The organism is Streptomyces sp. NBC_00386, from assembly GCF_036063235.1.
Lineage (GTDB): Bacteria > Actinomycetota > Actinomycetes > Streptomycetales > Streptomycetaceae > Streptomyces.
In genome coordinates, this window is the sequence record NZ_CP107950.1 from 4,590,934 (window position 1) to 4,617,432 (window position 26,499).

The following is a 26,499-nucleotide window of genomic DNA, read 5'->3' on the forward strand; positions in this document are numbered from 1 at the left end:
ACATGCGGGACCCTGCCGTCGGCGGGGCCCCGCGGGAGCTTCGTCAGTCGAGCCCCAACTCGCCCTTGGAGTAGGCGAAGAGGTACGGAACACCGGCGCCGGCCTCGATCTTCTCGGCGGCACCGGTCGCGCGGTCGACGATCGTGGCGACGCCGACGACCTCGGCCCCGGCCTCCCGGACGGCCTGGACGGCCTCCAGCGGGGAGCCGCCCGTGGTCGAGGTGTCCTCGACCACGAGGACACGCCGGCCCTTGATCTCGGGACCCTCGACACGGCGCTGCAGGCCGTGCGCCTTGGCGGCCTTGCGGACGACGAAGGCGTCGAGCCTGCGCCCGTTCGCGGCGGCGGCGTGCAGCATCGCCCCGGCGACCGGGTCGGCGCCCATGGTCAGCCCGCCGACCGCGTCGAAGTCCAGGCCGGCGGTGAGGTCGAGGAGAACCTGCCCGACGAGCGGGGCGGCCTCACCGTCCAGCGTGATCCGGCGCAGGTCCACGTAGTAGTCGGCCTCAAGACCCGAGGAGAGGGTCACCTTGCCGTGCACCACGGCCTTGTCCTTGATCTGCTGCAGCAGCGCGCCGCGTACATCACTCATGGACGCCAGCTTAGAGCCGCCGCCAGCTCCAGGTCGTGGTGGCTTCGAGGGGTTCGATGGGTGTGACCAGCCGGGGGTGGGTGTTGAGCCCGTTCGGCGGACCCGTCTGCGGCTCCACGCACACGGCGGCCTCCTGCTCGTCGTAGACGACGGCCCACTGCTCACGGCTCGCGACCTTCAGCTCCAGCCGCCCCGGCCAGGTGAGCGTGACGTCGACGCCCTCCGGCATGCCGAAGCAGTCGTCCCAGGGGTCGGGCTTCGGGTCGACGCGGCGGCCGGTGGGCAGGTGGTCGTCGCCCCGCTCCTCCTGCCAGGCGGGCCGGAAGTCGACGCGGACGTCCTCGCCGCCGTCTCCCAGGTTCCTGTTGAACCAGGGGTGCCAGCCGATCTGGGCCGGAAACGACTCCCCGTACGTCTCCACCGCCATGGTGATCGTCAGCGTGTCCTCGGTGAGGGTGAACGCCTGGGTGACACGGGCGGGGTGCGGCCAGGGCTCGACCAGGTCGTACGTGATCACGGTGTCGTCCGCGGTGACGCGGGCCGTCCTCCAGGCACCGTCGCGGGCGGTGCCGTGGATGGCGTGCGGCGGGGAGTTGAGCGGCATCTGCCGGACGGCGGCGCCGTCCAGGAACCTGCCGTCGCGGATCCGTCCGCACCACGGGACCATCGGGAAGCACCCGAACTTCGCGCCCTGCCGCAGCAGTTCGACGCCGCCGACCCGCAGACTGCCGATCCGGCCGCCGTTTCCCGGCGACACGGTCACCTCCGCGTCACCCGCGGTCAGCGTGATGTCTTCGTTACTCACGGAGCCGACCCTACTGGGGCGGGAGCGCTGTGTGCTTTCCGACCTCGGAACCGTCTCAACGACGCTTGCGCAGCACCCGGGTCAGGGCGATCGCCGAGGCCAGCGCCAGGGCCGCCGCGGGAGCCGCCCAGCGGAGGGTGGCGCGTGCGGCGGTGGCCTCCGGGGGCGGGACGGGGGCGTAGCGGCCCCGCGGAGGGGCGTGGTCGACCTCCTCCGCGCTCCGCCCGATCATCGTCCGCCGCGCGTGCGCCGCCTCGGCCATGGCGTCCGCCCGTCCCGGTTCCCTGGCCTCCGCCTCCGCCACGAAGTCCTCCCCGCCGAACTCGTCGTCCTCGCCGGACGAATCGAACGAGGAGGACGTCACGTCCGCCTCGAACCCGGGAACCGCCTCGCCCTCGGCGTCGGCGTCGGTTTCGGCGTCGGGTCCGAGGCCGGCTTCCGGTTCGGCTTCGGCTTCGGCTTCGGCTTCGGCTTCGGCTTCGGCTTCGGCTTCGGCTTCGGCTTCGGCTTCGGCTTCGGCTTCGGCTTCGGCTTCGGGTGCAGGTTCGCGTTCTGATCCGGCCGCGGGCACGTTTCCGGCTGACGGACCGGTTTCGGATTCGGCCCGGTGGCCGGACTCGGCGGCTCCGTGCGCGGGCTCGGCTCCGGTTCCCGGCTCGGAGCCGGGCCGTGACGCGAGGTCCGTGGTCAGGGCCTCGCCGAAGCGGGTCAGCAGGCGCGCGCCCGTCGACGTCACCGCGTCGTGCGGGAGTTCCGCCAGGCGGCCGTCGCCGGAGGCCGTGCCGTCGAACGCGAGGGCGGTACCGCCCTCGGCGGGGAGAAGCCGCAGGGTCAGCGCCAGTTTCACGGCACCGGCGCCGCGCACCTCCGTGGCGTCGCCCTCGACGGCGTACGAGCCGTCGGCCTGGGCGGTGACACAGAAGGCGCCGCGATAGGTGATCGTGTGGCCGGCGACGCGGACCTTCAGCCGCCCGGCGACCCGCGCGACCCCCGTGTCCCGTCCGCGCCGGGCAGCCGCGGACCCGCCGACTGCGTCCTGCCCGGCCCCGGAGACGGGCGGCGAGCCCCCGTCCGTCTCCGCCGCGCTGTCGGCGACGGCCGACGCGTCCTGCTGGAGACCGGGGACCGCGCGGGCGACCCGGACGGGATCGGCCAGCGCCTCTCTCAGCCGCCCGGCCGGAAACGGAACGAACACCTCATGCTCCATGTCAGCCGAGCCTACCCAGCACGAACCGGACCGCACCCGCCTATCACGGGATTTCCGGCCCGACCCCTCAGTCGGTGTAGCGCGGACGCACCAGCGTGGAGGGCGGGAGCGAAGGGTGGAGGCGGCTGCGGGAGGCGGCGCGCGCGTCCACCGTCAGGGCCGCCTGGGTGAGGGTGCGCAGCCGCGGACAGGAGGAGTCCAGCCGCAGGGGCTCGGGCGCGCGGGAGGCGAGGAGGAAACCCCAGTCGCCCACGGATCCCGCCGCGCCCCCCGGCCCCGTGAGCCGACCGGCGTGGCCGCCGGGCCGGGCCGTGAAGCCGGAGTCCCGGCCGCCGACGCGGTAGGGCCTGGTGAACAGGCCCGCCGCACGGATCGTCGCGTCGACCGTCCAGAAGGCCCGGTGCCGGCCGGCCAGCGGCCCCGCGTGGACCACGAGACGTCCGCCGGGGGCGAGCACGCGGCGCGCGAGGCCGTAGAACTCCTGCGAGTACAGCTTGGTGGCGGCGGTGACGCACGGGTCGGGCAGGTCCGAGATGACGACGTCGTACGTCGACCGCGCGTGACGCAGCCGGCTGAAGGCGTCCGCCGTCACCTCGTGGACCCGGGGGTCGTCGTACACATGGTGGTTGAGGGCGGACAGCGCGACGTCGTGGCGTGCGAGCCGGACCACGTCCGCGTCGGGTTCGACGATGTCGACGCGGCGCACACCGGGGTGGCGCAGCACCTCACGGGCGGCGAGGCCGTCACCGCCGCCGAGGATGAGCACGCGCGCGTGCGGTCCGTTCATCGCGGGGTGGACGAGCGCCTCGTGGTAGCGGCGTTCGTCGCGGCCGCTGAAGCGCAGCCGGCCGTCGAGGAAGAAGCGGAGCGGACGGCCGTGGGTGCCTCCGGTGAGGACGGCCTCCTGGACGCCGGTGCGGAGCGCGACACGGGCGTCCGCCCCGTACAGGGCGTGCCGCGCGGCCCGTTCGAAGTCGCCGACCAGCAGCGCGGCGGAGGCGAGGAGACCGAGCACGACGACGTTGGCGACGATCAGGGTCCAGCGTGCCCGGCGGGTCAGGTCGTTCCGGAACAGCCCGAGGACGAGGGCACCGCCGGCGATCACGTTCACCGCTCCGGTCAGCAGCGCGCCCGTCAGCTGGCCGAGCTGGGGCAGCAGCAGGAACGGGAAGGCGAGGCCGCCGAAGAGGGCGCCCACGTAGTCCGCCGCGAACAGGTCCGCGACCGCGCCGCCGGGGTCCTGGCGGCGGATGCGTTGTATCAGCTCCATGAGCAGCGGGACCTCGGCGCCGATGAGCAGGCCGATGGTGAGCGAGAAGACCACCAGCAGACAGCGGGGCCCGTCCGCCCACAGGCCGCCCCATCCGCCCGTCCAGGCGAACACCGCGTACAACGCCATCGCACTGCATCCGCCGACGAGGGCGAGCGTCGCCTCGATGGCGCCGAACCCGGCTGCGGCGCACGGGCGCAGCCGCTTCGCCGCGAGGGAACCGACACCCATGGCGAACACCATGACGGAGAGGACGACGGATGTCTGGGTGACCGAGTCACCGATCAAGTACGAGGCGAGGGCGACCAGTTCGAGCTCGTACACGAGTCCGCAGGCCGCGCAGACGAACACTCCCGCCAGGACGAGGAACCTGCCGATGCCCGGCCGGACGGGCAGCCGCGCCTGGCCCTGGACGCCCCAGGGCGGCGGCGCGCCGGGTGGGGCTGGCGCGTGCGGTTCGATCACGTCGTGAACGCTACGTCACGCCGCCACCACGTCACGTCACCCACACGTGTGGAAACCCTTGCTCTTCCTGGTGTACGGAGTTGACCTGGGCATCTTCCCGGCACACGGCCCCCGAACCGCGGATCGCCGCCGAGCCGCCCCCGCCCCCGAACCGCGGGTCGGCGCCGGACACGCCCCCTACGCCCGCCCGCCCCGCGCTGCCCTGCCCTGCCCCCGCACGGGACACCTGCACGTGCCCGTTCGCGCTCTGCACCGTCAGGCACCGGACGCGCTGAGGGCTCCCGTCCGTACGCCGACTCGCGTACGCGTCGCCACCAACTGGCCGTCCTGCGGGTACGCGTGCCACGTACGCCAGTGGACCTGGCCCTCATGACGCTGGGCGAGCATCGCCGTGAACGCGTGCGGGCTGCCGGGAAAGACGCCGGCCAGACCCTGGGGGTGGTCGGAGACGAGAGCCAGCAACTCCTGGGCGCGGCCCGCGAAGGAGCCGGGCGACATGATCTCGACACGGGCCGCGAACTCGTACTCCCAGTCGTCGAACCTCTTCGCGACGCCGAGCGGCAGGGGCGTGCTGCTGCCTGCGATACAGGCGACGGTCTCCGAACAACTGCCCCGCTTCTCCTCCAGAAGGACCTGGTGGGACGCGCCGAGAAGTCTCAACTGGAGTTTCGCCCCGGCGAGTTCGAGATCGAGGGTGGCGAGGGCCGGCAGCGGTTCGCGGCCCAGAGCCCAGGCGAGATCGGCCGCGCGCGTGTCGGTGTACGAGGTTTTCAGGGTCGTGAGCATGGGTCGGCTCCGCTAGCACGCAAAGGTGAGGTGGGATTCCTGCGCACCCGGTCAGCACCGGGGGAACGGCCCGGCCGGCCCGGCCGGAAGGACATCCGGCGGACGCGTCCGATACGACCATCCGATGGACTTCCGAGGCCTGTCGGCCCAGGGCTGCTTGGTGATGCACCAGGGCCGCTTTGGTGGTTTAGAGGGAATCATGAACTGTGGTGCCGCCACAGCGTTTTTACCCAACTTCGTGGGGTTTCCATCCCCCCGAGGGCTCCACAGTTCAACTGTTCAACCACGACGTGCGCCCGGCGCGCGAACGCGCCCGTCGGCAGTCACCGGCCGACGGGCGCGTTCGTACTCGGTTGCGGTTCCCGCCAGGAGCCTGGCCGCCCCGTGTCAGCCGCCTCCGCCGCATCCGCCTCCGCCGCCGCACGAGGACCCGCCTCCGCAGGACGAGCCTCCGCACGACGAGTTGCCCCCGCAGGAGTGACCCCCGTGACCGCCCGAGGAACCGCCGGACGAACAGGAGGACGCGGCACCGCCCGCGCCGCCGGCCCACCAGCTGCTGTCGCTGCCACCGGAGCCCCGGGAGGAGCGACGTCCCCTCCTGACCCCGGCCGCGCCCCTGGACGGGCGCCCTCGAGTCCTGCTCCCGCCGACGACCCCCATGATCACAACGAGCAGGACGACCGCCAGGATGATGCCGATGAACATGGCGTCACCCTCCTTTCGTTCCCCCGAAACAGCCCCCCGTGGGCCGTGCTTCTCGGTTCCGGCCTTGCGTGACAGGGGGATGCCCCCACGCCCCGCGACGCAAAGCAGAGTTGAGGAACTCCTGAGCATGCAAATGCGGGGATGACCCCTGACCTGCGTGTCGGGAGCGCTCCCAGCCGTCGGACATCGGGCGGGCACAGGCCCGCAGCGTCAACGCCGGGTCGGCGTGCCGCTTCCGGGAGGTGGAACGGGAACCCAGTCGGTGCCGCGGTACGCCAGCCACCACTGGCCGATGACGTGGAACTTCTCCTCGAAGCCGCGGTCCCGCTGAAGGAATCCGGTGACCGGTGCCCGGAGTCGGGTGCGGCGGCCGTCGGCCTCGTACAGCACGACGACCCGGCCGCCCATGACCTGCTCGACGCGGACACTCTGCACGGACGCCCACGGGACGGTGCGGCGGCGGAGGTCGTGCACCCGGGCCGCCGACGGGGTCAACGTGACCCCGAAGGGTGAAACCACCAACACCACCAACACGATCCACATGGCAAGGGTCCACGCATCGAACGACGGCCGGCCTACACCGGTGACCGCCCCCAGGACGGGGCCGAACCACAGGCACGCGGTCATGAGGAGCAAGGGCGGCACACACTGCCAGATGCCGAGCCGGAAGCGGATCTCCTCCAGGGCCGGGGCCCCGCTCACCTGGGATTCCGACATGTCCGTCCCGCCTCCCCCGGCCGTACGCGGCCGGTCTGCGCATGATTGCCCGCGCAGCATGGCAGACGGTCACGGCATGGCCGGAGGCACCCCGGCATCCACCGGCATCCACCGGCATCCACCGGTAATACGGAAACGCCGGGTCGGCGTGCCCCACGTAATCGCCGACAGCCTCGATGTTCTCCCCCGCGTCCGGCAGTACGGATGCGCAGGAGTGGAGAGTCAGCTCCGCGACCGCCGAAAAGGCGTTGCGGAAGCTTCGCACCGACAACACGAAAGGCGCCACCCGGAAGGCCACGACCGGGTGACGCCTTTAATTACCCTGGGTCTCTCAAAAGAAAGACAGACAGCGCACCCTGCGAGAGACTTCAATCCGAATACCCAAGCAGTTCTCGATCAACTGGAGACCGATTTACCCCTGGCCCGACTCACCATCGCGAACAAGATGAACACGAGCAGACTGGAAGCGAACGTGAATGCATATTCCGGCCATCCGTCCGCAAGTATGAACTTGTTGACAGAGAAGAGAATTGCCGCCCATGCGGCGAATATTGCGATCCTCAACATAGTTGCCGCCTTTCATGGTCTCCCAGCCGTTCCGCGAGCCGGAGACACGTCCGTGGGTGCGACTGCGCTATGGCCAGATGCCCCGGCAGGCAGGATGGGGCCTGCCGGAGCGAGCCCAGCGCCATAGAGAAGAGAGCAGGCTCTAGCCGGCGAGGGCCGCGACGCAGGCGGTCGCACCGGCGGCCACCGTGTTGCGGGCTATCTTCTCGGCCAGGTCCTTGTTGAACCGCCCCACTATGAGAGCTCCGGCCCCTGCGACGGCTCCCTTGATCAAGCAGTCCTTGGCCTTCTTGGACATCTTGAGACCCTTGATCATGATCTCGCAGGACTCTTTGTCGCCGTAGTAGCACTTCCCTGCCGCAATATCCTGCCAGGTGTCGATCGCCGGCGCGGCGACGACAGAAGAGGTCTGCCTGCCGGACACTTCCTCCTGAGTTTGGGCATACGCAGGAGTCACCCCAAACGCCAGCGCACCCAATACGGCCACCGAGACGAGCTTGGTCTTCAACTTTCCCCCAGTTTCTTATTGCATGGCGCGAATGACGCCTGTACTGCACCGTGGTCAGCGGCGCAGTGGACGAGATCAAACCTAGGGAGATCACACACGCAAGATCAACTCAATTGATCAATATTTGAGGTTGCCGCAGGCAACGGGAAACTGCCGGCCCCGAGGTTGTCCCTGGGGCCGTCTCCGGGCCGTCCGAGGGGGCCGACGACGACAGACGACGCCGGTCGGCGACAACTCTCCCCTGCTCGGAGACGGCGCACACTGCGCTTGCGCGGGTGCCTGTCCGTGAAGGTGAGTTGAGGAACTCCGGAGCTTGGGCGCAGGATGGCCGGCATGACCTCCAGCGCGCGCCCCTTTCTGAACCGCCGGCTCGCCGAGTTCGGGACGACGATCTTCGCCGAGATGTCCGCCCTGGCGATGAGCACCGGCTCGATCAACCTCGGACAGGGCTTCCCGGACACGGACGGTCCCGAGGAGATCCGGGAGGCGGCCGTCCGCGCGCTGCGGGACGGCCGCGGCAACCAGTACCCGCCGGGTCCGGGCGTCCCCGAGCTGCGCACCGCGATCGCCTCGCACCAGAAGCGCCACTACGGCCTGTCGTACGACCCCGACACCGAGGTCCTGGTGACTGCGGGCGCGACCGAGGCCATCGCCGCCGCGCTGCTCGCGCTCCTGGAGCCCGGCGACGAGGTGATCGCCCTGGAGCCGTACTACGACTCGTACGCGGCCTCGATCGCCATGGCGGGCGGGACGCGCGTGCCCGTGACGCTGCGGCCCGACGAGGCCGACGGGGACGGCCACCGGCGTTTCCGGCTCGACCTCGACGAGCTGCGCGACGCGGTCACCGAGCGGACCCGGCTGCTGCTGGTCAACACCCCGCACAACCCGACCGGCACCGTCCTGACCCGCGCCGAGCTGACGGAGATCGCGCGGATCGCCGTCGAGCGGGATCTGCTCGTGGTGACGGACGAGGTCTACGAACACCTCGTCTTCGACGACGCCGAGCACGTACCACTGGCGACCCTGCCGGGCATGCGCGAGCGGACGGTCACCATCGGCAGCGCCGGCAAGACCTTCTCGTTCACCGGCTGGAAGGTGGGCTGGGTGACCGCGCCGCCGGCCCTGGTCAGCGCCGTACGGTCGGCGAAGCAGTTCCTGACGTACGTGGCGTCGGGGCCGTTCCAGTACGCCGTCGCCGAGGCGCTCGCGCTGCCGGACGCGTACTTCGAGGACTTCCGCGCGGACATGCTGCGCAAGCGCGACGTGCTGGCGGCGGGCCTCGCCGACGCGGGCTTCGCGGTCTACCGGCCGCGGGGGACGTACTTCATCACCACCGACATCCGGCCGCTCGGCGAGAGCGACGGTTTCGCGTTCTGCCGCGCCCTGCCCGAGCGAGCCGGCGTCGTGGCCATCCCGAACGCCGTCTTCTACGACCACCGCGAGGCGGGCGCGCCCTTCGTACGGTTCGCGTTCTGCAAGCGGGACGAGGTGCTCCACGAGGCCGCGGGGCGGCTGCGTCGCCTCTCGTCCTGACGGAGGGGCGACGCAGGCTTCAGTGAAGGGCCCAGGCCGAGGCCACGACGACGGTGACGACGAGCAGGACGGGGCCGAGGGAGAAGCCCCGGTCGCGGCGGGAGGCCGGTTCGGCAGGCCGTAGTTCGGGGTGGTCGCGGAGCGCGGTGACCTCCCGGGTCATGCGGAGGTGGGACGGCGCCAGGCCGAGACGCCGTTCCAGCTTCGGCACTCCCAGGCCGCGCAGTCTCCACTCGTCGCCGTCCGGCATGCGTATCTGCACGGTCCCGTCCTTGGTGCAGCGGGCCGACCGCAGCCGGTTCCACGGCACGTGCCGCACCCTCCAGCCCCCTGCCAGCCACAGCCCCGAACTGTCGGCGGTGACACGCCAGTTGAGCAGTTCCGCGGCATTCTCGAGCCAGGTCAGCAGGCAGAGCAGGAAGAAGACCGCCTTCAGGCCGATCCCGTCCGTCACGAGAGTACGGGCGTTGAAGGCGACGCCCGCGATCACGATCAGGGCCAGGGCCGCACCACCGGCGCGCGCCAGGGCGCTGGGCCCCCAGCGCAGCGGGCGTCCGGTCGTGACCAGCGTCGCGGGGACCGCGGTGGCGACGCCGCCGGTCGCGGCGTACGCCTCCTCTTCCGGGGCGGACTCCGGTCGCCCGCCGGGGCTCGGCAGCCGGACGGAGCCGCTCGTACGGAGGACGGCCGGCACGTCGTCCCGGGACGTGGTGACGAGGAGCAGCTCGCCGCCTTCGCAGGGGGATCCGAACAGGACGGCCTCACGTGGCCGCGTGCCGGCCGGGATCCGCTCTTCCTCCCGGTCCTCGTCGTCCGCCGGGTGCGCCGGCCCGTGATCGTCGTCCGCGGAGTGCGCCGCCTCGTGTTCCTCCTCGACAGAGTGCGCGGATTCGTGCTCGTCGTCCGCAGGGTGCGCGGTTCCGCGCTCGTCCCCGCCCGGGGCCTCGGCGGCGAAGCTCGCGGCGAGAAGGGGCCGAAGGCCGACGGTGTCGTCGCCCGCGTAGATCCGGATCAGACCGTCCTCGTCCATGTGTTCCAGCACGCGCAGGACCGGAACCGGTCCCCGGCGCAGCGCGGCGGCGCGGCGCCGGGCGAGCAGACCGGTGACGAGCAGGGAGAGCCCGGGAAGACCGGCGGCCAGAACCGCCAGCTGCGGGCCCATGGCGTCGTACGGCTCGGACGCCAGGCGCCGCCACGCCCCGTCCTCCAGCACGGTCACCGTGCCGCCGACGCGGTGGTCCTCCGGATACAGCGAGTCGAGCGTCAGCCGCCGCCCGTCGCCGCCGCGCACCCGGACCGACTCGTCGTCGCGGTCGATCACCCTCGCCACGGCGGGGACCGCGCGGTCCGCGTGCTGCCCGTCGTCCCGGATGCCCGCGAGCCCCTGAACCACGCTGAAGGCGGCGACGGCGACGAGCACCAGCCCCGCCGCGATCGGGATCGTTCCGCGCCGCAGGGGGGCGACGGGTCCGGGCAGCGGATGCCGTACGCCCGCGGCGCGCTCCACCAGGTCGCGCTGCCGTCGGCGGGCGGCGACCCGTTCACAGGCGGCGGCCCACCCGAATCCCAGAGCGGCGAGGACGCAGAGGTTCGCGGCGAGGGAGTTCGGCTCCGCGTCCGGCAGCTCCACCCGGGCCACGACCGCCGCCAGCACGGGGGCGGCGACCAGCGTCAGCTCCGGCAGCCGGGCGAGCCAGTACAGCAGCCCCACCGCCAGGCCCATCTCCACCATGCCCGGCCAGTCCGCACCGCAAGGCGCGGCATCGGTGCACGGCGGTTCCGGCGCCGCCGCGATCGCCCACGCCACGGTGATCAGCAGCGCGAGGACGGACCAGAGGGGGCGCGCCCAGGACGCGGGGCGGAGGTGCGACCACCGGGCCGCCTCTTCCGAGGTCCAAACAGGGGTGCCCGCGGGAGCGAAGCGGGAGGGCGGGGCCGGTATCGGGGCCGGGGTCTGTGACACGCGAGGATTATGCGGGACTGCCGCCCGCTTGCCACACCCCGGCGGCGGCAGCGTTCCGGGCCCCGGAGCCGCCCGGTGACAGCGGGCGGAAGGGCTCCGGAGGAGGAGCCGTCGCCGACAGCCCGGGAGGACGAGCCGGAGGCGGCGTCCCCGCCGACGCGAAGCGGACTCACAGCCCAGGCAGGCCAGCCCGGCAGCCGGCCCCGGAACGACCCGGCGAAGGTCCCGGAGCAAGCCGGCAAAAGCTCCGGAGCGGCCTCGCGGCAGATGCCCCCGGCCGAGCCGTCTAGCATCGCGCGCACCCCGGGTGCGGGCGGCGCGCCGGAGGCCTCGCAACGGAACCCGCACGGACGAGCAAAGCTCGCGAATGCCCCGTGGGGAACGCACAGTTCGGGGTGTGACCCACCCGAGTACCCTCGCTCGCCCCGCTCTCCCCGAGCCCGGCGACCGTGCCGTCCGCCCGTCCCGCGCCGCACGCAGCCTGCCGTCCGCCGCGATCACGGCGCTCGGGCTGTTCGCCGCCGCGCGCCTGGCCGGCCTGCTCGTGCTCGCCGGGACGGCCTGGGCCACCGGCAGGCACCCGGTCGCCCTGCTCGCACGGTCCTGGGACTCGGCCTGGTACCTGGGAATCGCCGCGCACGGATACGGCAGGACGCTCCACTTCCGTCCCACGGTCGTCCACAGCGACCTCGCGTTCTTCCCGCTCTACCCCGCCCTCGTACGGGCCGTCACCGCGCTGACACCGCTGACCGGGGGCTCGGCGGGGCTGCTGGTCTCCTGGGCCGCGGCGGCCGCCGCCGCGTGCGGGGTGTACGCGATCGGAGCCCGGCTGCACGGCCGGGCGGTCGGTACGGCGCTGGTGGTGCTGTGGGGGCTGCTGCCGCACTCCGTGGTGCTGTCGATGGCGTACACCGAGCCCGTACTGACCGCGTTCGCCGCCTGGTCGCTGTACGCGGTGCTCGACGGACGCTGGCTGTGGGCCGGCTCGCTGGCCGCGCTCGCGGGGCTGGCCAGGCCGAACGGCTTCGCGGTGGCCGCGGCGGTCCTCGTGGCGGCGGCGCAGGAGGTCTGGCGGAGCCGCGGAAAAGTTTCCCACAGGGTGTGGACGGGCGCCGCGCTCGCGCCGGCCGGCTGGACCGGCTACGTGCTGTGGGTGGGACACCGCGAGGGCGACTGGCTCGGCGGCTACTTCCAGGTGCAGCGGCTGTGGGGCTCGCGCTTCGACCTCGGCGAGGGGTCGCTCCGTTTCGCCAAGCACCTGCTGCTCCACGGGGACCGGTTCGTGTTCCCGATGACGATGGTGATCGTCGCCGCGGCCGTGCTCCTGTACACGCTGCTGATCGCGGACCGGGCGCCCCTGCCGCTGCTCGTCCACAGCGGCATCCTGCTGCTCATCGCCGTGGGCGGCTCGGGATTCTTCGAGTCGAAGCCGCGGTTCCTGATCCCGGCGTTCCCGCTGCTGCTGCCGCTGGCCCGCGCCCTGGTGCGAACGGCGAGAGCCCGCCCCTGGCACGCGACCCTGGTGGTCGGCGCCCTGGCCGGGCTCTCGTTCGCCTACGGCGCGTATTTGGTCGTCATCGCGCACACCCCGCTCTAGGACCTGTCCCGGAGGGGACCTGTCCCAGGGGGCCGGTGCACGCGGGAGGAGCGCCGCTGCGAGGACGGGCCTACTCGTCTTCGGCTTCGGCTTCGCCGTCGTCCTCGGGCTTCTCCGCCTCGTTGATCTCCTGCTCCAGGCCGAGCTGCTCGACGAGCCACTTGTCGAACTCGATGGCGGCGCGCACCCAGCTGACCGTGGAGGACACGAAGTGCTCCAGGCTGACGCCGGTGCCGATCAGCATCTGCGCCTCGCCGATCAGGCGGACGGTGCCGTCGTCGTGGGTGTGGCTGTAGACCTTGGGCCACAGCGTGCGACGGTTCCAGTCGTCGATCGACTCGAGGAGCGCGGGCTTCTCCTCGAGCTGGTGCGGCCGGTCGTAGAACGTCCGCACCGAGAAGACCTGCTGGTCACCCTCGCCGCGGAACATGAAGTACGTACGGAACTCCTCCCACGGCGCCGCGAGGTCACCCTCGTCGTCGACGACGTACTTCAGCTCCATCTGCTCCAGGAGCTGCTTCACGAGGTCCTGATCCGGGACCACGGGGCCGGCGGGGCCGCCGGGCTGCGGCTCGGGCTGGCCCCCGAAATTCGGAATCGAGGACGGGTCGATGCTCACCGTGTATTTCCCTTCGTACGGATGCTGCCATCCTCTCTCATGCGGGGCGGGGAGTGGCAACCTCTGGCGGTCCCTGTCCGCCGGGGGCTGACAAGATCCGGTCATGTACGGGCCTCGGACCGGCAAAGGGAGAGGGCCCACGGCAGGTGTGCCGAGGGCCCTCCTGTACCGGGTTCCGGAGCCGGCTACAGCGTCTTGCCCGTGGCCGGTCCCACGATCAGGCCGTCGCCGAAGGCGTCCACGCGGACCGTGTCACCGTCCGTGACCTCGCCCGCCAGGATCTCCTTGGCCAGCCGGTCGCCGATGGCGGTCTGGACGAGGCGCCGCAGCGGGCGCGCTCCGTACGCCGGGTCGTTGCCCTCCTCGGCGAGCCAGGCCAGCGCCGCGTCGGTGACCTCCAGGGTGAGCCGGCGCTCGGCGAGCCGCTTGGCCAGGCGGTCGATCTGGAGCCGGGCGATGCGCTCCAGCTCCCGCTGGTCGAGCGCGGAGAAGACGACGAGGTCGTCCAGCCGGTTCAGGAACTCCGGCTTGAAGGAGGCTCGGACGACGTCCAGAACCTGCCCCTTCCTGTCCTCCTCGGAGGACAGCGGATCGGCGAGGCTCTGCCCGCCCAGGAACTGGCTTCCCAGGTTCGAGGTGAGGATCAGGATGGTGTTGCGGAAGTCGACCGTCCGCCCCTGACCATCCGTCAGCCGGCCGTCGTCCAGCACCTGGAGCAGGATGTCGAAGACCTCGGGGTGCGCCTTCTCCACCTCGTCGAGCAGGATCACGCTGTACGGGCGGCGGCGCACGGCCTCGGTGAGCTGGCCGCCCTCCTCGTAGCCGATGTACCCGGGCGGCGCGCCGACCAGCCGGGCCACGCTGTGCTTCTCGCCGTACTCCGACATGTCGATGCGGATCATCGCCCGCTCGTCGTCGAAGAGGAAGTCGGCGAGGGCCTTGGCGAGTTCGGTCTTGCCGACGCCGGTCGGGCCGAGGAAGAGGAAGGAGCCGGTGGGCCGGTCCGGGTCGGCGATCCCGGCACGGGTGCGGCGCACGGCGTCGGACACCGCCCCCACGGCCTCGGTCTGGCCGATCAGCCGGCGGCCCAGCTCCTCCTCCATGCGCAGCAGCTTCTGCGTCTCGCCCTCCAGGAGGCGGCCGGCGGGGATGCCGGTCCAGGCGCCGACGACGTCGGCGATGTCGTCCGGTCCGACCTCGTCCTTCACCATGGTGTCCTTGGCGACCTCCTCCTCGGCCTGCGAGGCTTCCTCCAAGTCCCTCTCCAGGGTGGGGATCTCGCCGTAGAGCAGCTTGGAGGCGGTGTCGAAGTCGCCGTCCCGCTGCGCACGTTCGGCCTGGCCGCGCAGCTCGTCGAGCTTCTCCTTCAGCTCACCGACACGGTTGAGGGACTGCTTCTCCTTCTCCCAGCGGGCGTTGAGACCGCGCAGCTCCTCCTCCTTGTCGGCGAGGTCGCGGCGCAGCCGGTCCAGGCGCTCCCTGCTGGCGGCGTCCGTCTCCTTGCCGATCGCGAGCTCCTCCATCTTCAGCCGGTCGACGACCCGCTGGAGCTCGTCGATCTCGACCGGGGAGGAGTCGATCTCCATGCGCAGCCGTGAGGCCGCCTCGTCGACGAGGTCGATGGCCTTGTCGGGAAGGAAACGGGAGGTGATGTAGCGGTCGGACAGGGCGGCCGCGGCGACCAGCGCGCTGTCGGCGATCTGGACCTTGTGGTGGGCCTCGTAGCGTCCCTTGAGTCCGCGCAGGATGGCGATGGTGTCCTCGACCGTCGGCTCGGCGACCAGCACCTGCTGGAAGCGCCGCTCCAGCGCCGGGTCCTTCTCGATCCGCTCGCGGTACTCGTCGAGGGTGGTGGCGCCGACCATGCGCAGCTCACCGCGGGCGAGCATGGGCTTGAGCATGTTGCCGGCGTCCATCGCGGAGTCGCCGCCCGCGCCGGCGCCCACGACGGTGTGCAGCTCGTCGATGAAGGTGATGATCTGCCCGTCGGAGTCCTTGATCTCCGCGAGCACGGTCTTCAGGCGCTCCTCGAACTCGCCCCGGTACTTCGCGCCGGCCACCATCGCGCCCAGGTCGAGCGAGACGAGCCGCTTGTTCTTCAGGGACTCGGGGACGTCGCCCTTCACGATCCGCTGGGCGAGCCCCTCGACGACGGCGGTCTTGCCGACGCCGGGCTCGCCGATGAGGACGGGGTTGTTCTTCGTACGGCGGGACAGGACCTGCACCACCCGGCGGATCTCGTGGTCCCGGCCGATGACGGGGTCGAGCCTGCCCTCACGCGCCGCGGCGGTGAAGTCCGTGCCGAACTTTTCGAGCGCCTTGTACTGGCCCTCGGGATCCGCGGTCGTCACCCGGCGCCCTCCCCGTGTCTTCTGGAACGCGTCCAGCAGCTTCTTCGCACTGGCGCCCTGCTGGGAGAGTACGTCGGCGACCACTCCGCCCTTCGCGGCGATGCCGATGAGCAGGTGCTCGGTGGAGATGAACTCGTCGCCCAGCTCCTTGGCGCGCCCGGCGGCGTCCGCGATGACCGCGAGCGCCTCACGGTTCGGCTGCGGGGGCGCGACGGTGGAGCCGGTCACGCTGGGCAGACCGGTGAGCACGCGCTCGGCGCCGGAGCGGACCGCGGCCTGATCGGCGTCCACGGCCGCCAGCAGATCGATGATGTTCTCGTTGTCCTGCCCCTCGAGCAGAGCGAGCAGCAGGTGGGCGGGGGTGAGGTCCGGGTGCCCCTCCCGCACGGCCCGGTTACTGGCCGCGTTGATCGCGTCCCGGCTCCTGTTGGTCAGCTCGGCGTCCACGTTCGCGTTCTCCTCCTCCTGGCGTCCTGACGGTTCCCTGACTCATCTAGCGTACACAAAGTTGAGTCTATTCCACTCAAGTCTGCAAGGACGGGAAAAGAGACGCCCACCAGGCGTAGATTCAGGCCTCATGGCTTCCTATCCGGTGGACCCGCGGCAGCCCGACGCCGCCTACCTGAGCTTCTGGCGCGAGCGCCATCTGTGCACGCTCACCACCCTCCGGCCCGACGGCAGCCCGCACGTGGTGCCCGTCGGCGTTACATACGACCCCGAGGCCGGTCTCGCTCGGGTCATCACCGACAAGTCCAGCCGGAAGGCAGCCCACGTACTGGCGGCCGGGCCGGACGGGGCCCGCGTGGCGGTCTGCCAGGTGGACGGCCGGCGCTGGGCGACGCTGGAGGGGCGGGCACGGGTCTCCACGGACCCGGCGCGTGTCGCGGAGGCGGTGCGGCGCTACACGGAACGCTACGAGCGCGTGCCGTCGCCGAACCCGTCCCGGGTGGCGATCGAGATCGAGCTCACGGCGGCGATGGGCCGCGGATGAGGCCACCGGCGGGCATCCCACGGCCACTGCCGACCCTGGCGAGGACGGACCGAAACCCGGAGATTTCCCCGGAAACTGCAGCGGCGTCACCGTGTTCAGGTCACGGTGACGCCGCTGCGGGGGGAAGTACCTGCGCGATCTACTACGACGGGGGAATCGCGTCAGGCACTGCGGGGGGTGGCTGCGATGGTCTCGATGTCCGGGACGTCCGGCCCGGTGAGCTGGTGGTCACGCTGGTCGAGGTTCACGAAGATCATTCCATACCGGATGGCGCACCGGACGGGCTGCGGCGCCCCCCGAGGCCGCCGCAGACAGCGGTAGGCCCGTACGTCCTCGTCGTCGTCGCGGGTGACGACGACGGGCTCTCCGAAGACGGTCACCATCAGCGAGTCGCCGCTGTACGGGATGGCGGTGACCAGGTCGATGAAGTGCCAGCCGGACCGGTAGGCGGTGGCCATCTCTCGGCGGAAGGAGCGGTCGTCGGGCGGAATGCTCATGCTTCTGCGCTCGCGGAGATGACCGTCCAGCCGCTGTCCGCCGGCACCGAGGCCTCGGCATCGTTCCAGCCACTGTCCGCCGGAGTCGCCTCCACGCTGGTCCAGCCGCTGTCGCCCGGGAGCGCCGCCGCCTCGACGTCGGTCCAGCCGCTGTCCCCGGGGACCGCCTCGGCGGAGGTCCAGCCGCTGTCCGCCAGGGCCGCCTTCACACTGGTCCAACCGCTGTCCGGGCCGGCCCAGGTCCGGGCACCCCCGGCATCAAGACCCGAGGCTCCCAGAGAGCCGGACGCCACAGCGACAGAGAAGACTGCGGCAAGCACTGAACCAAGCAATCTCGCTCGCATAGTCGGCTTCGTCCTCACTTGATGGAATCTTCTCCCCCGTCGTCACAAGACGATGGCTCATTCAGGCACGTCAATGCCACAGCAGCGATGCATCATGTTCCTGCACGTTCAGGACCCTGGGGGGTGGAGATTTGCCCACAAACAACTCACAACCGACACATCCCCACGCTGTCACCACGTTGTGTGACGAAGGAACACGCCTTTACGCCAGTGCGTTGCACTCCGGCCGCATCACCCGGGTCGAAGTGGAAACGGCCCCTTGCCTCTTGGAGTTCGCGCTGCTTCATCCCGACCCCGACGACGAGAAGTGGCTGCGTCCCGTCCCGCCGTCGGTCGCGCTCGCCCAGCGCCTGCAGCCCCTGGAACGGGAGATCCAGGAACGCCGGCGGCTCGCGATCGAACTGACCGACTCCTTCGATCCGTTCATCTCGATCAGCACACAGAGCACCGCGAGTATCCACGCGATCACCGTCCTGGAGGGATTCGACCGGATCAACGCGGCACTCAATTCGGCCACCGCCGAGTGCCAGACGGAGATGCTGACGATCCAGCCGGGCGGCGGCCGGCCCGCCGACGCCCTGATGCAGGCCCTGGAGCGCGACAGGCCGCTCACCGACCGGGGCGTGCGCATCCGCACGCTGTACCAGCACACCGCGCGGCACAGCCAGGGGACGCTCGCCTACGTGGAACGCATATCCGGCGGCCGGATCCAGGTGCGCACCCTCGAGGAACTCATCGAGCGGCTGATCATCTTCGACCGGACCGTCGCCTTCATCCCGGCCAGCGACGACCGGCGGGTCGCCCTCGAACTCCGCCACCCCGGACTCGTGCTGTACCTGAGCAAGGTCTTCGAGCAGCTCTGGCAGCGGGCGGTCCCGCTCACCGAGGACGTCCCGAACGATGTCGGCCCCAACGGCATCACCGGCGTCCAGCGCTCCATCGCCAAACTGCTCATCGAGGGGCACGTGGACGAGGCCATCGCCCGCCGCCTGGGCATGAACGTCCGTACCTGCCGCGCCCACATCGCCAAGCTGGCCTCCGCCCTCGGCAGCGGGAGCCGGGCCCAACTCGGCTTCCTGATAGCGCAGTCGCGACTCCTGGACCAGCCCGAGGGAGGGGAGTGACCCCGCTGGCGCCAGATCGTCCGGCGCGCCCGGCCGGGCTCCGGAAGCCTCGCCCGGACCGCCGTTCTCAGCGGCCGGCCGGGGATCCGCGGTCGGGGACGGCGGGCGCTCCCGACGTGGCCTCCGCGACGGGGACCGGCTCGAATCCGGGGGAACGCTGCGGCCCGTCGAGACCCGCCTGGGCGATCCGCACGCCCAGCTGCGTCCGGCTCGCCGCGCCCAGCGTCTCCGAGAGCCGGGCGATGTGCGCCCGGCAGGTCCGCACGCTGATGCCCAGCCGCTCCGCGACGACCGCGTCCTGATGCCCCTCGGCCAGCAAGGCCGCGATGGACCGCTCCCGGTGGGTGATGCCCTCGATGCCCGTCGAGGGCATGGGTGAGGTCAGCGGGATCCCGAGGCGCCACAGCCGTTCGAAGACCGTCACCAGGTAGTCCACCAGCGCGGGGTGGCGCAGCTCCAGCGCGATCGTGCGGTCCGAGTTGGCGGGGATGAAGGCGACCGTGCGGTCGAACAGGATGAGCCGCTCCACGACCTCGTCGAGGGTACGGGCCTCGGCGGCGTCGCCCATCAACTCCATGTAGTTCAGGAGGCCTTGGCCGTGCCGGGCCACGTGGGTGTACAGATCGCGCATCCGCACCCCGCGCCGGCGCATCTCCAGCGCCCGGTGCAGTCCCTCGACGAGTTCGTCCTCGCGCCGGATGCCGCCCGGCTGCACCGTCAGGACCTCACGGGTGCACTCCTCGGTCGCCTTGTCCATGGCGGCGTGGATGCGCGGCAGCCCGTCCAGGACCCGGATCGCCACCCCTTCGGCCGGCGCCCGCACCCGGCCGCCGAGGCCCGCGTACCACTCGAAGGCCGACACCGCGTCGCCCACCCGCGCCTGGCTCGCGCTGACTTCCTCGTACACGCCCCGCAGGAGCCGGGTCATGACCTCCTGGGGCGAGGTCGGCACCAGCCAGTCCATGTCGTCCGGATCGGGGTGCAGCAGCGCCAGTTCCAGCAGGCAGGGCACCGCCTCGGCGTCCTCGCGGGGCACCCGGCCCCGGCGCACGGCCCGGGAGTACACCCGGTCGCCCGCATCGCACAGCCGGTCAGCGCCGTGCGGATGCCTGTCCGTCCCGTGCCCGGCCATCTCCCACCCCTGGCTCCAGCTCCAACCCCTGGCGTGAGCCCCGCGTCAGGGCGTCCTCCGCAGCGCAACTATGCGCGGACGCGACCGGCATCGCAACAAGGCTGTGCGGCCGAGGAGTGTCCGTTCGCCCCTGCTCGTCCTCATAAATCCTGACCTCCGCCGCGCCCCTTGCAACAAGCTGAAGGGCCGCCCCCGGACCCCCCGGACACGCCCCGGAGCACACTCCGAGACGCTCCCCTCGAAGCCCCAACTCCGTTCACTTTCGGGGGACTTGCAGCGAGCTCACCCGCCCCGGCCGCAGCCGCCGACGGCACTCCGCCCCAGGAACCGGAGGCTGCGCGGGACCGGACACCGCGACGAAAGTCCACCGGACCCGCAGACCGCCTGAACGGCACCCACGGTGGGCGCGGGGCGGTGGGCGCGGGGCGGTGGGCGCGGGGCGGTGGGCGCGGGGCGGTGGGCGCGGGGCGGTGGGCGCGGGGCGATCATGCCGAAAGGGGGCGTGCGACCCCAGAGGGCGCCGTGGGGGCCGGGGCGCGCCGGGGCGGCGGTGCGGGGCTCCGGAACGGCGGGAGGCCGTACAGCGCGCCCCTGGGGGCTTTCCGGACCGGGGTGGTTACAGGAACGGCCCCGCTCGCGGGTGCGCGCCGTCGGCGCGCACCCGCGAGCGGGGCCGGAACCGTCCTCGCCGGCCGTCTCGGTGCCGAGACGACCGGGCGGAGCGTCCTACTTGATGCCGAGCGAGCTGCAGAGCGCCTTGTAGGGCGTCGTGCAGATCTTGTCGACGGCGTAGATGCCGTCCTGGACGACCGTGTTCTCGATGTTTTCCTTGGTGAGGGCCACCACGGGCACGAGCTGGGACGGGACGTCCTTGTTCGTGGGGCTGCTGACCTTGTCGCGGGTGAGCGCGTCGAACTCGATCGTCCGTCCCTGGACCCGGGCGACGGCCATCTCGGCGGCCGCGTTGGCCTCCTCCGGGTACGACTTGTACACGCTCATGTACTGGTCGCCCTTGATGATCCGCTGCACGGCGATGAGCTCGGAGTCCTGGCCGGTGACCGGCGGCACCTTGCTGACACCCGCGGACTTGAAGACGTCGATGACCGCGCCCGCGATGCCGTCGTTGGCGGCGTAGACACCGGCGATGTTGCTCAGACCCACGGCCTGGATGGACTTCTCCATGTTGGCCTTGGCGTTGACCGGGTTCCAGTCCTTGGTGTCGTACTCGCTGGCGACGATCACCTTGTCCTTGAGCTCGGACTCGGCGCCCTTCTTGAACTGCGCGGCGTTCGGGTCGGTCACCGAGCCGTTCATCATGATGATCTTCTTCGAGGCGGTGTTGGAGCCCAGCGCGGCGACCAGGGCCTTGCCCTGGGTCTCGCCGACCAGCTCGTTGTCGAAGGAGATGTACGCGTCGATCGGACCCTGCGCCAGGCGGTCGTAGGCGATGACCGGGATCCCGGCCTCCTTGGCCTTGCGCACGCCCTTCGCGATCGACACCGAGTCCACGGCGTCCACGAGGATGACGTCGACCTTGTCGTCGATCATCTGCTGCATCTGACGGAGCTGCTTGGCGGCGTCCTGCTCCGCGTTCAGGTAGAGGACGTCACCCTTCTTCTCGGTGAGCTTCTGAACCTGCTCCCGGATGATCGGGTAGTCGAACTTCTCGTAACGGGTGTTCTCCTTCTCCGGAAGGAGCAGACCGACCGTGATGTCGTCGCCCTTCGTGGCGCTGGCCGTGCTGCCACTCCCACCGAAGTCGACCACGCCGCATCCGGCGAGGGTGAGGGCCGTGGCGGATGACGCCACGGCTATGACGGTACGGCGGAGGCCGGTGTTACGAGTCTTCACATCAGGTGCCTTCCGGGCGAGGTTGCAGCATTGCGACCCAGGTGGCTGAAAGCCAACGCGGCGATCACCTCAGCGTCAAGGAGTAACCACTTAACGAGATGGCAACGGCGTTTCGTGTTCCACAAGTGAACGCGACGGGAAAAGACTACGCCCATCCATCGACCGATCCCCTCAGCTTCACCTTCTGTCATTCACAAGGACATCCGACGTCCGTTCACAGGAGTCGCGATCGCCGACGGTTTTTAACCGCCGTTGACGATCGGTCAGACCCGAAGGAACACATGGACAAGGGCACTCCCACGCGAGGCGCCCCCACCTCGGCCCCCGCGCCCGCCCCCGCGAGCGGACCACTCGGCGCGGCCGGCACGGCCGCCCCCATAGTGACCAAGCGCACACCACCGCTTCATTGACGGCATTTCAACACGAACAGCCCTTATCGCCGCCCGCTCACGCCTGACGAAAAGGGCAGCCCGAACTCCCACTATCGGGCTTACGGGGACGACATGCGCAAAACGGACCTCGGGGAGAATGTTTCAGCCACTCGGTCAAAAACGGTCAACCTCGCCGTTCCGGCCGGAAAGCGCGGGCGCGCGAAAGGGCCCGGAGGTCGATGACCTCCGGGCCCTTCGGGTTCGTCCGGTACCGCCCGGGCGACCGGGTTCTAGTCGGCCGCCCGCTTGGGGCGCCACACCACCAGCGCGCTGGTCTGCTGGACCTCCTGGTACGGGACCAGGTCACGCCGGTAGGAGGCGTGCACGGCGGCCTCGCGCTGCTGCATGGCGGCCGCGGCGCCGTCGAGGGCCGACTCCAGCTCCGCGACACGGGACTGGAGCGCGACCACCTGGTTCTCCAGCTCGATGATGCGTTTGATGCCGGCGAGGTTGATGCCCTCGTCCTGCGACAACTGCTGGACGGTGCGCAGCAGCTCGATGTCGCGGGCCGAGTAACGGCGGCCCCGGCCGGCCGTGCGGTCGGGGGAGACCAGACCGAGCCGGTCGTACTGACGCAGGGTCTGCGGGTGCAGTCCGGAGAGCTGGGCCGCCACCGAGATGACGTAGACCGGGGTCTCCTCGGTCAGTTCATAGGGGTTGCGTCGACGACCGGTCGTGTCCATGGCTCCGTCATGCTCCCTTCGCGGCCTGGAACAGCTCCGCCCGCGGATCCTCACCCGCGGTCGCCTCGCGATACGCCTCCAGAGCGTCACGAGCCTTGCCGGACAGGTCCTGGGGGACCACCACTTCGACGGTGACGAGGAGGTCGCCCCGCGTGCCGTCCTTGCGGACCGCGCCCCTGCCCCGGGCGCGCATGGTCCGTCCGTTGGGCGTGCCCGGCGGCAGCTTCAGGGTCACCGGGGGGCCGCCCAGCGTCGGAACCTTCACCTCGCCACCCAGTGCCGCCTCCGCGAAGGTGACGGGCACGGTGACGGTGAGGTTGTCGTCCTTGCGGCCGAAGACCGGGTGGGCGTCCACGTGGACGGTGACGTACAGGTCACCGGCCGGGCCGCCCCGCTCGCCCGGCGCGCCCTTGCCCCGCAGCCGGATCCGCTGGTTGTCGCTGACCCCCGCGGGGATGCGGACCTGCATCGTGCGGGACGACTTGGCCCGCCCGCTGCCCGCGCACTCCATGCAGGGGTGCTCCGCGATCAGGCCGCGGCCCTTGCAGTCCGGGCAGGGGTCCGTGAGCGAGAACCCGCCGCCCGAGCCCCGCGCCACCTGGCCGGTGCCGACACAGGTCGGGCACACGCGCGGTGTGCCGTTCTTGTCGCCGGTTCCCGAACAGGCCTTGCAGGGCGCCTGCGAGGTCATGCGCAGCGGAACGGTCGCGCCGTCCACCGCCTCCGTGAAGGAGAGTGTGACCTCGGTGTCGATGTCCTGGCCGCGCCTGGGCTGTGTACGCGTGCCCGTGGCGGGACCGCCGCGGTTGAACAGGCCCCCGAAGACGTCACCTATGCCGCCGCCGAAGCCGCCAGCTCCTCCCGCTCCCTGGCCCTGGGCACCGCCTCCGAAGAGGTCGCCCAGGTCGAAGTTGAAGTTGCCGCCGCCCGCGCCGGGACCCGGCCGGAAGCCACCGCTGCCGAAGAGGGCGCGTGCCTCGTCGTACTCCTTGCGCTTCTTGGGATCGCCGAGCACGTCGTTCGCCTCGGAGATCTCCTTGAAGCGCTCCTCGGCCTTGGCGTTGCCCTTGTTGGCGTCCGGGTGGAACTCGCGGGCGAGCTTCCGGTACGCCTTCTTGATCTCGGCCTCGGTGGCGTCCTTGGGGACGCCGAGGACCTTGTAGAAGTCCTTCTCGATGAAGTCCTTGGTGCTCATCCCCGACGTCCCTCCTTCCTCGTCCGTTCAAGCTCAGCCCTCGTCCGGGCCACCGCTCTCCTTGTCCTCAGCCGACTCGGCCTGATCCTCGGCCTTGACCGGCTGCGCCCCGGGCTGCGGCTCGGCGACGGCCACCCGCGCGGGGCGGATGGTGCGTTCGCCGAAGCGATACCCCGGCTGCAGAATCGCCACGCACGTCGTCTCCGTGACGTCCGGCGCGTACGAGTGCATCAGTGCCTCGTGGATCGTCGGGTCGAAGGGCTCGCCCTCCTTGCCGAACTGCTGGAGCCCCATCTTCGCCGCGACGGTCTCGAGGGATTCGGCGACGGACTTGAATCCGCCGACGAGCTCCCCGTGGTCCCGCGCGCGGCCGATGTCGTCGAGTACGGGCAGGAGCTCGGTCAGGAGGCTCGCCACGGCGACCTCCCTGACCGCGATCCGGTCGCGCTCGACACGGCGGCGGTAGTTCTGGAACTCGGCCTGGAGCCGCTGGAGGTCCGCGGTGCGCTCGGTGAGCGCCATGCGGGCCTGGTCCAGCTGTGCCGTCAGGCCGGTCACCTGTGCTGCTGCGTCCCCGTCCGGGGCCGCCGCCCCCTCCGCAGAGGGGGTGGCGGACTGCGGCTCGGCGTCGTCAGAGGTGGCGCCGGAAGGGACGTCGGGCTGCTCTTCGAAGCCCGGGGTCTCCTCCGTCACGCGGCACCGTCCCGGCGGTCCTCGTCGACGATCTCGGCGTCGACGACGTCGTCGTCGGCCTTCGGGGCCTCGGCGCCGTGGGCGTCGCCGCCCGTGGCCTGGGAGGCCTGGGCGTCGGCGTACATGGCCTGGCCGAGCTTCTGCGAGACCGCGGCGACCTTCTCGGTGGCGGTGCGGATCTCGGCGGCGTCCTCGCCCTTGAGCGCGGCCTTCAGCTCCTCGACGGAGGCCTCGACCTCGGTCTTGATCTCGCCGGGGACCTTGTCCTCGTTGTCCTTGAGGAACTTCTCCGTCTGGTAGACGAGCTGCTCGCCCTGGTTGCGGGTCTCGGCGGCCTCGCGGCGGGCGTGGTCCTCGTCCGCGTACTTCTCGGCCTCCTGGCGCATCCGGTCGACCTCGTCCCTCGGCAGCGAGGAGCCGCCGGTGACGGTCATCTTCTGCTCCTTGCCCGTGCCGAGGTCCTTCGCGGTCACGTGCATGATGCCGTTGGCGTCGATGTCGAAGGCGACCTCGATCTGCGGGACACCGCGCGGGGCCGGCGGCAGACCGGTCAGCTCGAACATGCCGAGCTTCTTGTTGTACGCCGCGATCTCGCGCTCGCCCTGGTAGACCTGGATCTGGACGGACGGCTGGTTGTCCTCGGCCGTCGTGAAGATCTCGGAGCGCTTGGTCGGGATCGTGGTGTTGCGCTCGATGAGCTTGGTCATGATCCCTCCCTTGGTCTCGATACCGAGGGACAGCGGGGTCACGTCGAGGAGCAGGACGTCCTTGACCTCACCCTTGAGGACACCGGCCTGCAGGGCGGCGCCGATGGCGACGACCTCGTCCGGGTTCACGCCCTTGTTGGCCTCGTTGCCGCCGGTCAGCTCCTTGACGAGCTCGGCGACGGCGGGCATACGGGTGGAGCCGCCGACGAGAACGACGTGGTCGATCTCGGACAGCTGGATGCCGGCGTCCTTGATGACGTTGTGGAACGGCGTCTTGCAGCGCTCCAGGAGGTCGGCGGTCAGCTGCTGGAACTGGGCGCGCGTGAGCTTCTCGTCCAGGTGCAGCGGGCCCTCGGCGGAGGCCGTGATGTAGGGCAGGTTGATCGAGGTCTCGGTGGACGAGGACAACTCGATCTTGGCCTTCTCGGCGGCCTCGCGCAGACGCTGGAGCGCCATCTTGTCCTTGGCGAGGTCCACACCGTGACCGGAGCGGAACTGCTGCACCAGGTAGTCGACGACACGCTGGTCCCAGTCGTCACCACCGAGGTGGTTGTCACCGTTGGTGGCCTTCACCTCGACGACGCCGTCGCCGATCTCCAGGAGGGACACGTCGAAGGTGCCGCCACCGAGGTCGAAGACGAGGATCGTCTGGTCGTCCTTGTCGAGGCCGTACGCCAGGGCGGCGGCGGTCGGCTCGTTGACGATACGAAGGACGTTGAGACCGGCGATCTCACCGGCTTCCTTCGTCGCCTGACGCTCGGAGTCGTTGAAGTACGCGGGAACGGTGATGACCGCGTCGGCCACCTTCTCGCCCAGGTACGCCTCGGCGTCGCGCTTCAGCTTCTGCAGGATGAAGGCGCTCATCTGCTGCGGGTTGAAGCTCTTGCCGTCGAGCTCGATCTTCCAGTCCGTGCCCATGTGACGCTTCACCGAACGGATGGTCCGGTCCACGTTCGTGACCGCCTGGCGCTTGGCGACCTCGCCGACGAGCACCTCGCCGTTCTTCGCGAAGGCGACGACGGACGGCGTGGTCCTGGCGCCTTCGGCGTTGGTGATGACGGTGGGCTCGCCGCCTTCGAGAACGCTGACGACGGAGTTAGTCGTGCCCAGGTCGATGCCGACCGCACGTGCCATTTCGATTCCTCCAGCAATGACTTGAGTGGAAC

The 26,499-nt window shown here is 70.8% G+C and carries 22 protein-coding genes; 4 read left to right on the plus strand and 18 right to left on the minus strand.

All coding sequences use genetic code 11. The features are described 5' to 3' along the window. Positions 1-43: 43 nt before the first annotated feature. The 7 genes from pyrE to OG780_RS20220 form a co-directional block, all read right to left on the minus strand. Positions 44-592: an orotate phosphoribosyltransferase gene (pyrE, locus tag OG780_RS20190; protein WP_328450148.1), complete on the minus strand. Its 549-nt coding sequence runs from the start codon at positions 590-592 to the stop codon at positions 44-46. 10 nt (positions 593-602) lie between these two features. After that, entirely contained in the window at positions 603-1,397 is a 795-nt protein-coding gene (locus tag OG780_RS20195) for an aldose epimerase family protein (protein ID WP_328450150.1), read from the minus strand. A gap of 55 nt (positions 1,398-1,452) precedes the next feature. Next, the gene (locus OG780_RS20200) at positions 1,453-2,604 is read right to left on the minus strand and encodes a carbon monoxide dehydrogenase (RefSeq protein WP_328450152.1); all 1,152 of its coding nucleotides are present in this window, start codon (positions 2,602-2,604) and stop codon (positions 1,453-1,455) included. Between the two features lie 67 nt (positions 2,605-2,671). Then, a complete protein-coding gene (locus OG780_RS20205; protein WP_328450154.1) occupies positions 2,672-4,339 on the minus strand; it encodes a polyamine aminopropyltransferase in 1,668 nt (555 codons plus the stop codon). Between the two features lie 255 nt (positions 4,340-4,594). After that, a complete protein-coding gene (locus tag OG780_RS20210) occupies positions 4,595-5,125 on the minus strand; it encodes a DUF2617 family protein (RefSeq protein ID WP_328450156.1) in 531 nt (176 codons plus the stop codon). A gap of 915 nt (positions 5,126-6,040) precedes the next feature. Beyond that, positions 6,041-6,547, minus strand: coding sequence for a hypothetical protein (locus OG780_RS20215; RefSeq protein WP_328450158.1), 507 nt, complete (start codon positions 6,545-6,547; stop codon positions 6,041-6,043). Between the two features lie 709 nt (positions 6,548-7,256). Continuing rightward, entirely contained in the window at positions 7,257-7,622 is a 366-nt protein-coding gene (locus OG780_RS20220) for a hypothetical protein (protein ID WP_328450160.1), read from the minus strand. A gap of 324 nt (positions 7,623-7,946) precedes the next feature. Here OG780_RS20220 and OG780_RS20225 point away from each other — a divergent pair, with 324 nt between their 5' ends. Next, positions 7,947-9,155: a pyridoxal phosphate-dependent aminotransferase gene (locus OG780_RS20225; protein WP_328450162.1), complete on the plus strand. Its 1,209-nt coding sequence runs from the start codon at positions 7,947-7,949 to the stop codon at positions 9,153-9,155. A 19-nt stretch (positions 9,156-9,174) separates the two neighbouring features. Here OG780_RS20225 and OG780_RS20230 read toward each other — a convergent pair whose 3' ends face one another. Beyond that, positions 9,175-11,118, minus strand: a complete 1,944-nt coding sequence (locus tag OG780_RS20230) for a hypothetical protein (protein WP_328450164.1) — start codon at positions 11,116-11,118, stop codon at positions 9,175-9,177. A 397-nt stretch (positions 11,119-11,515) separates the two neighbouring features. On the opposite strand from OG780_RS20230, the gene OG780_RS20235 reads away from it, so the two are divergent. After that, on the plus strand, positions 11,516-12,715 hold the full coding sequence (locus OG780_RS20235) for a hypothetical protein (RefSeq protein ID WP_328450166.1): 1,200 nt from the start codon (positions 11,516-11,518) through the stop codon (positions 12,713-12,715). A 70-nt stretch (positions 12,716-12,785) separates the two neighbouring features. Here the strand turns inward: OG780_RS20235 and OG780_RS20240 are convergent, their stop codons facing one another. Together OG780_RS20240 and clpB are read right to left on the minus strand one after the other, a co-directional pair. Then, positions 12,786-13,334 (minus strand): YbjN domain-containing protein, encoded by a 549-nt coding sequence (locus tag OG780_RS20240; RefSeq protein ID WP_328450168.1) that lies wholly within the window; start codon positions 13,332-13,334, stop codon positions 12,786-12,788. Positions 13,335-13,519: 185 nt separating this feature from the next. Beyond that, complete coding sequence (gene clpB, locus OG780_RS20245; protein WP_328450170.1) at positions 13,520-16,132, minus strand: ATP-dependent chaperone ClpB; 2,613 nt, start codon at positions 16,130-16,132, stop codon at positions 13,520-13,522. 130 nt (positions 16,133-16,262) lie between these two features. On the opposite strand from clpB, the gene OG780_RS20250 reads away from it, so the two are divergent. Continuing rightward, on the plus strand, positions 16,263-16,676 hold the full coding sequence (locus tag OG780_RS20250) for a pyridoxamine 5'-phosphate oxidase family protein (protein ID WP_328450172.1): 414 nt from the start codon (positions 16,263-16,265) through the stop codon (positions 16,674-16,676). 161 nt (positions 16,677-16,837) lie between these two features. Here the strand turns inward: OG780_RS20250 and OG780_RS20255 are convergent, their stop codons facing one another. Next, positions 16,838-17,173 carry a hypothetical protein gene (locus tag OG780_RS20255; RefSeq protein WP_326786561.1) on the minus strand — a complete coding sequence of 112 codons (336 nt, stop codon included), beginning with the start codon at positions 17,171-17,173 and terminating at the stop codon, positions 16,838-16,840. Further along, positions 17,170-17,466 carry a hypothetical protein gene (locus OG780_RS20260; protein ID WP_328450176.1) on the minus strand — a complete coding sequence of 99 codons (297 nt, stop codon included), beginning with the start codon at positions 17,464-17,466 and terminating at the stop codon, positions 17,170-17,172. Before OG780_RS20260 ends, OG780_RS20255 begins: the two co-directional genes overlap by 4 nt. Before the next feature lie 182 nt (positions 17,467-17,648). On the opposite strand from OG780_RS20260, the gene OG780_RS20265 reads away from it, so the two are divergent. Next, positions 17,649-18,641, plus strand: a complete 993-nt coding sequence (locus OG780_RS20265; RefSeq protein WP_328450178.1) for a helix-turn-helix transcriptional regulator — start codon at positions 17,649-17,651, stop codon at positions 18,639-18,641. 67 nt (positions 18,642-18,708) lie between these two features. Here the strand turns inward: OG780_RS20265 and OG780_RS20270 are convergent, their stop codons facing one another. The 6 genes from OG780_RS20270 to dnaK all read right to left on the minus strand — a co-directional run bounded on the left by OG780_RS20270 (position 18,709) and on the right by dnaK (position 26,467). Continuing rightward, complete coding sequence (locus tag OG780_RS20270) at positions 18,709-19,773, minus strand: helix-turn-helix transcriptional regulator (RefSeq protein WP_328450180.1); 1,065 nt, start codon at positions 19,771-19,773, stop codon at positions 18,709-18,711. A gap of 726 nt (positions 19,774-20,499) precedes the next feature. Further along, positions 20,500-21,582, minus strand: a complete 1,083-nt coding sequence (locus OG780_RS20275) for a sugar ABC transporter substrate-binding protein (protein ID WP_328450182.1) — start codon at positions 21,580-21,582, stop codon at positions 20,500-20,502. A gap of 703 nt (positions 21,583-22,285) precedes the next feature. Continuing rightward, positions 22,286-22,738, minus strand: coding sequence for a heat shock protein transcriptional repressor HspR (locus OG780_RS20280; RefSeq protein WP_328450184.1), 453 nt, complete (start codon positions 22,736-22,738; stop codon positions 22,286-22,288). A 7-nt stretch (positions 22,739-22,745) separates the two neighbouring features. After that, the gene (gene dnaJ, locus OG780_RS20285; protein ID WP_328450186.1) at positions 22,746-23,933 is read right to left on the minus strand and encodes a molecular chaperone DnaJ; all 1,188 of its coding nucleotides are present in this window, start codon (positions 23,931-23,933) and stop codon (positions 22,746-22,748) included. A 33-nt stretch (positions 23,934-23,966) separates the two neighbouring features. Next, positions 23,967-24,626, minus strand: coding sequence for a nucleotide exchange factor GrpE (gene grpE / locus OG780_RS20290; RefSeq protein ID WP_328450188.1), 660 nt, complete (start codon positions 24,624-24,626; stop codon positions 23,967-23,969). Next, the gene (gene dnaK / locus OG780_RS20295) at positions 24,623-26,467 is read right to left on the minus strand and encodes a molecular chaperone DnaK (RefSeq protein ID WP_328450190.1); all 1,845 of its coding nucleotides are present in this window, start codon (positions 26,465-26,467) and stop codon (positions 24,623-24,625) included. The genes grpE and dnaK overlap by 4 nt, the downstream gene beginning before the upstream one ends. Positions 26,468-26,499: the final 32 nt, after the last annotated feature.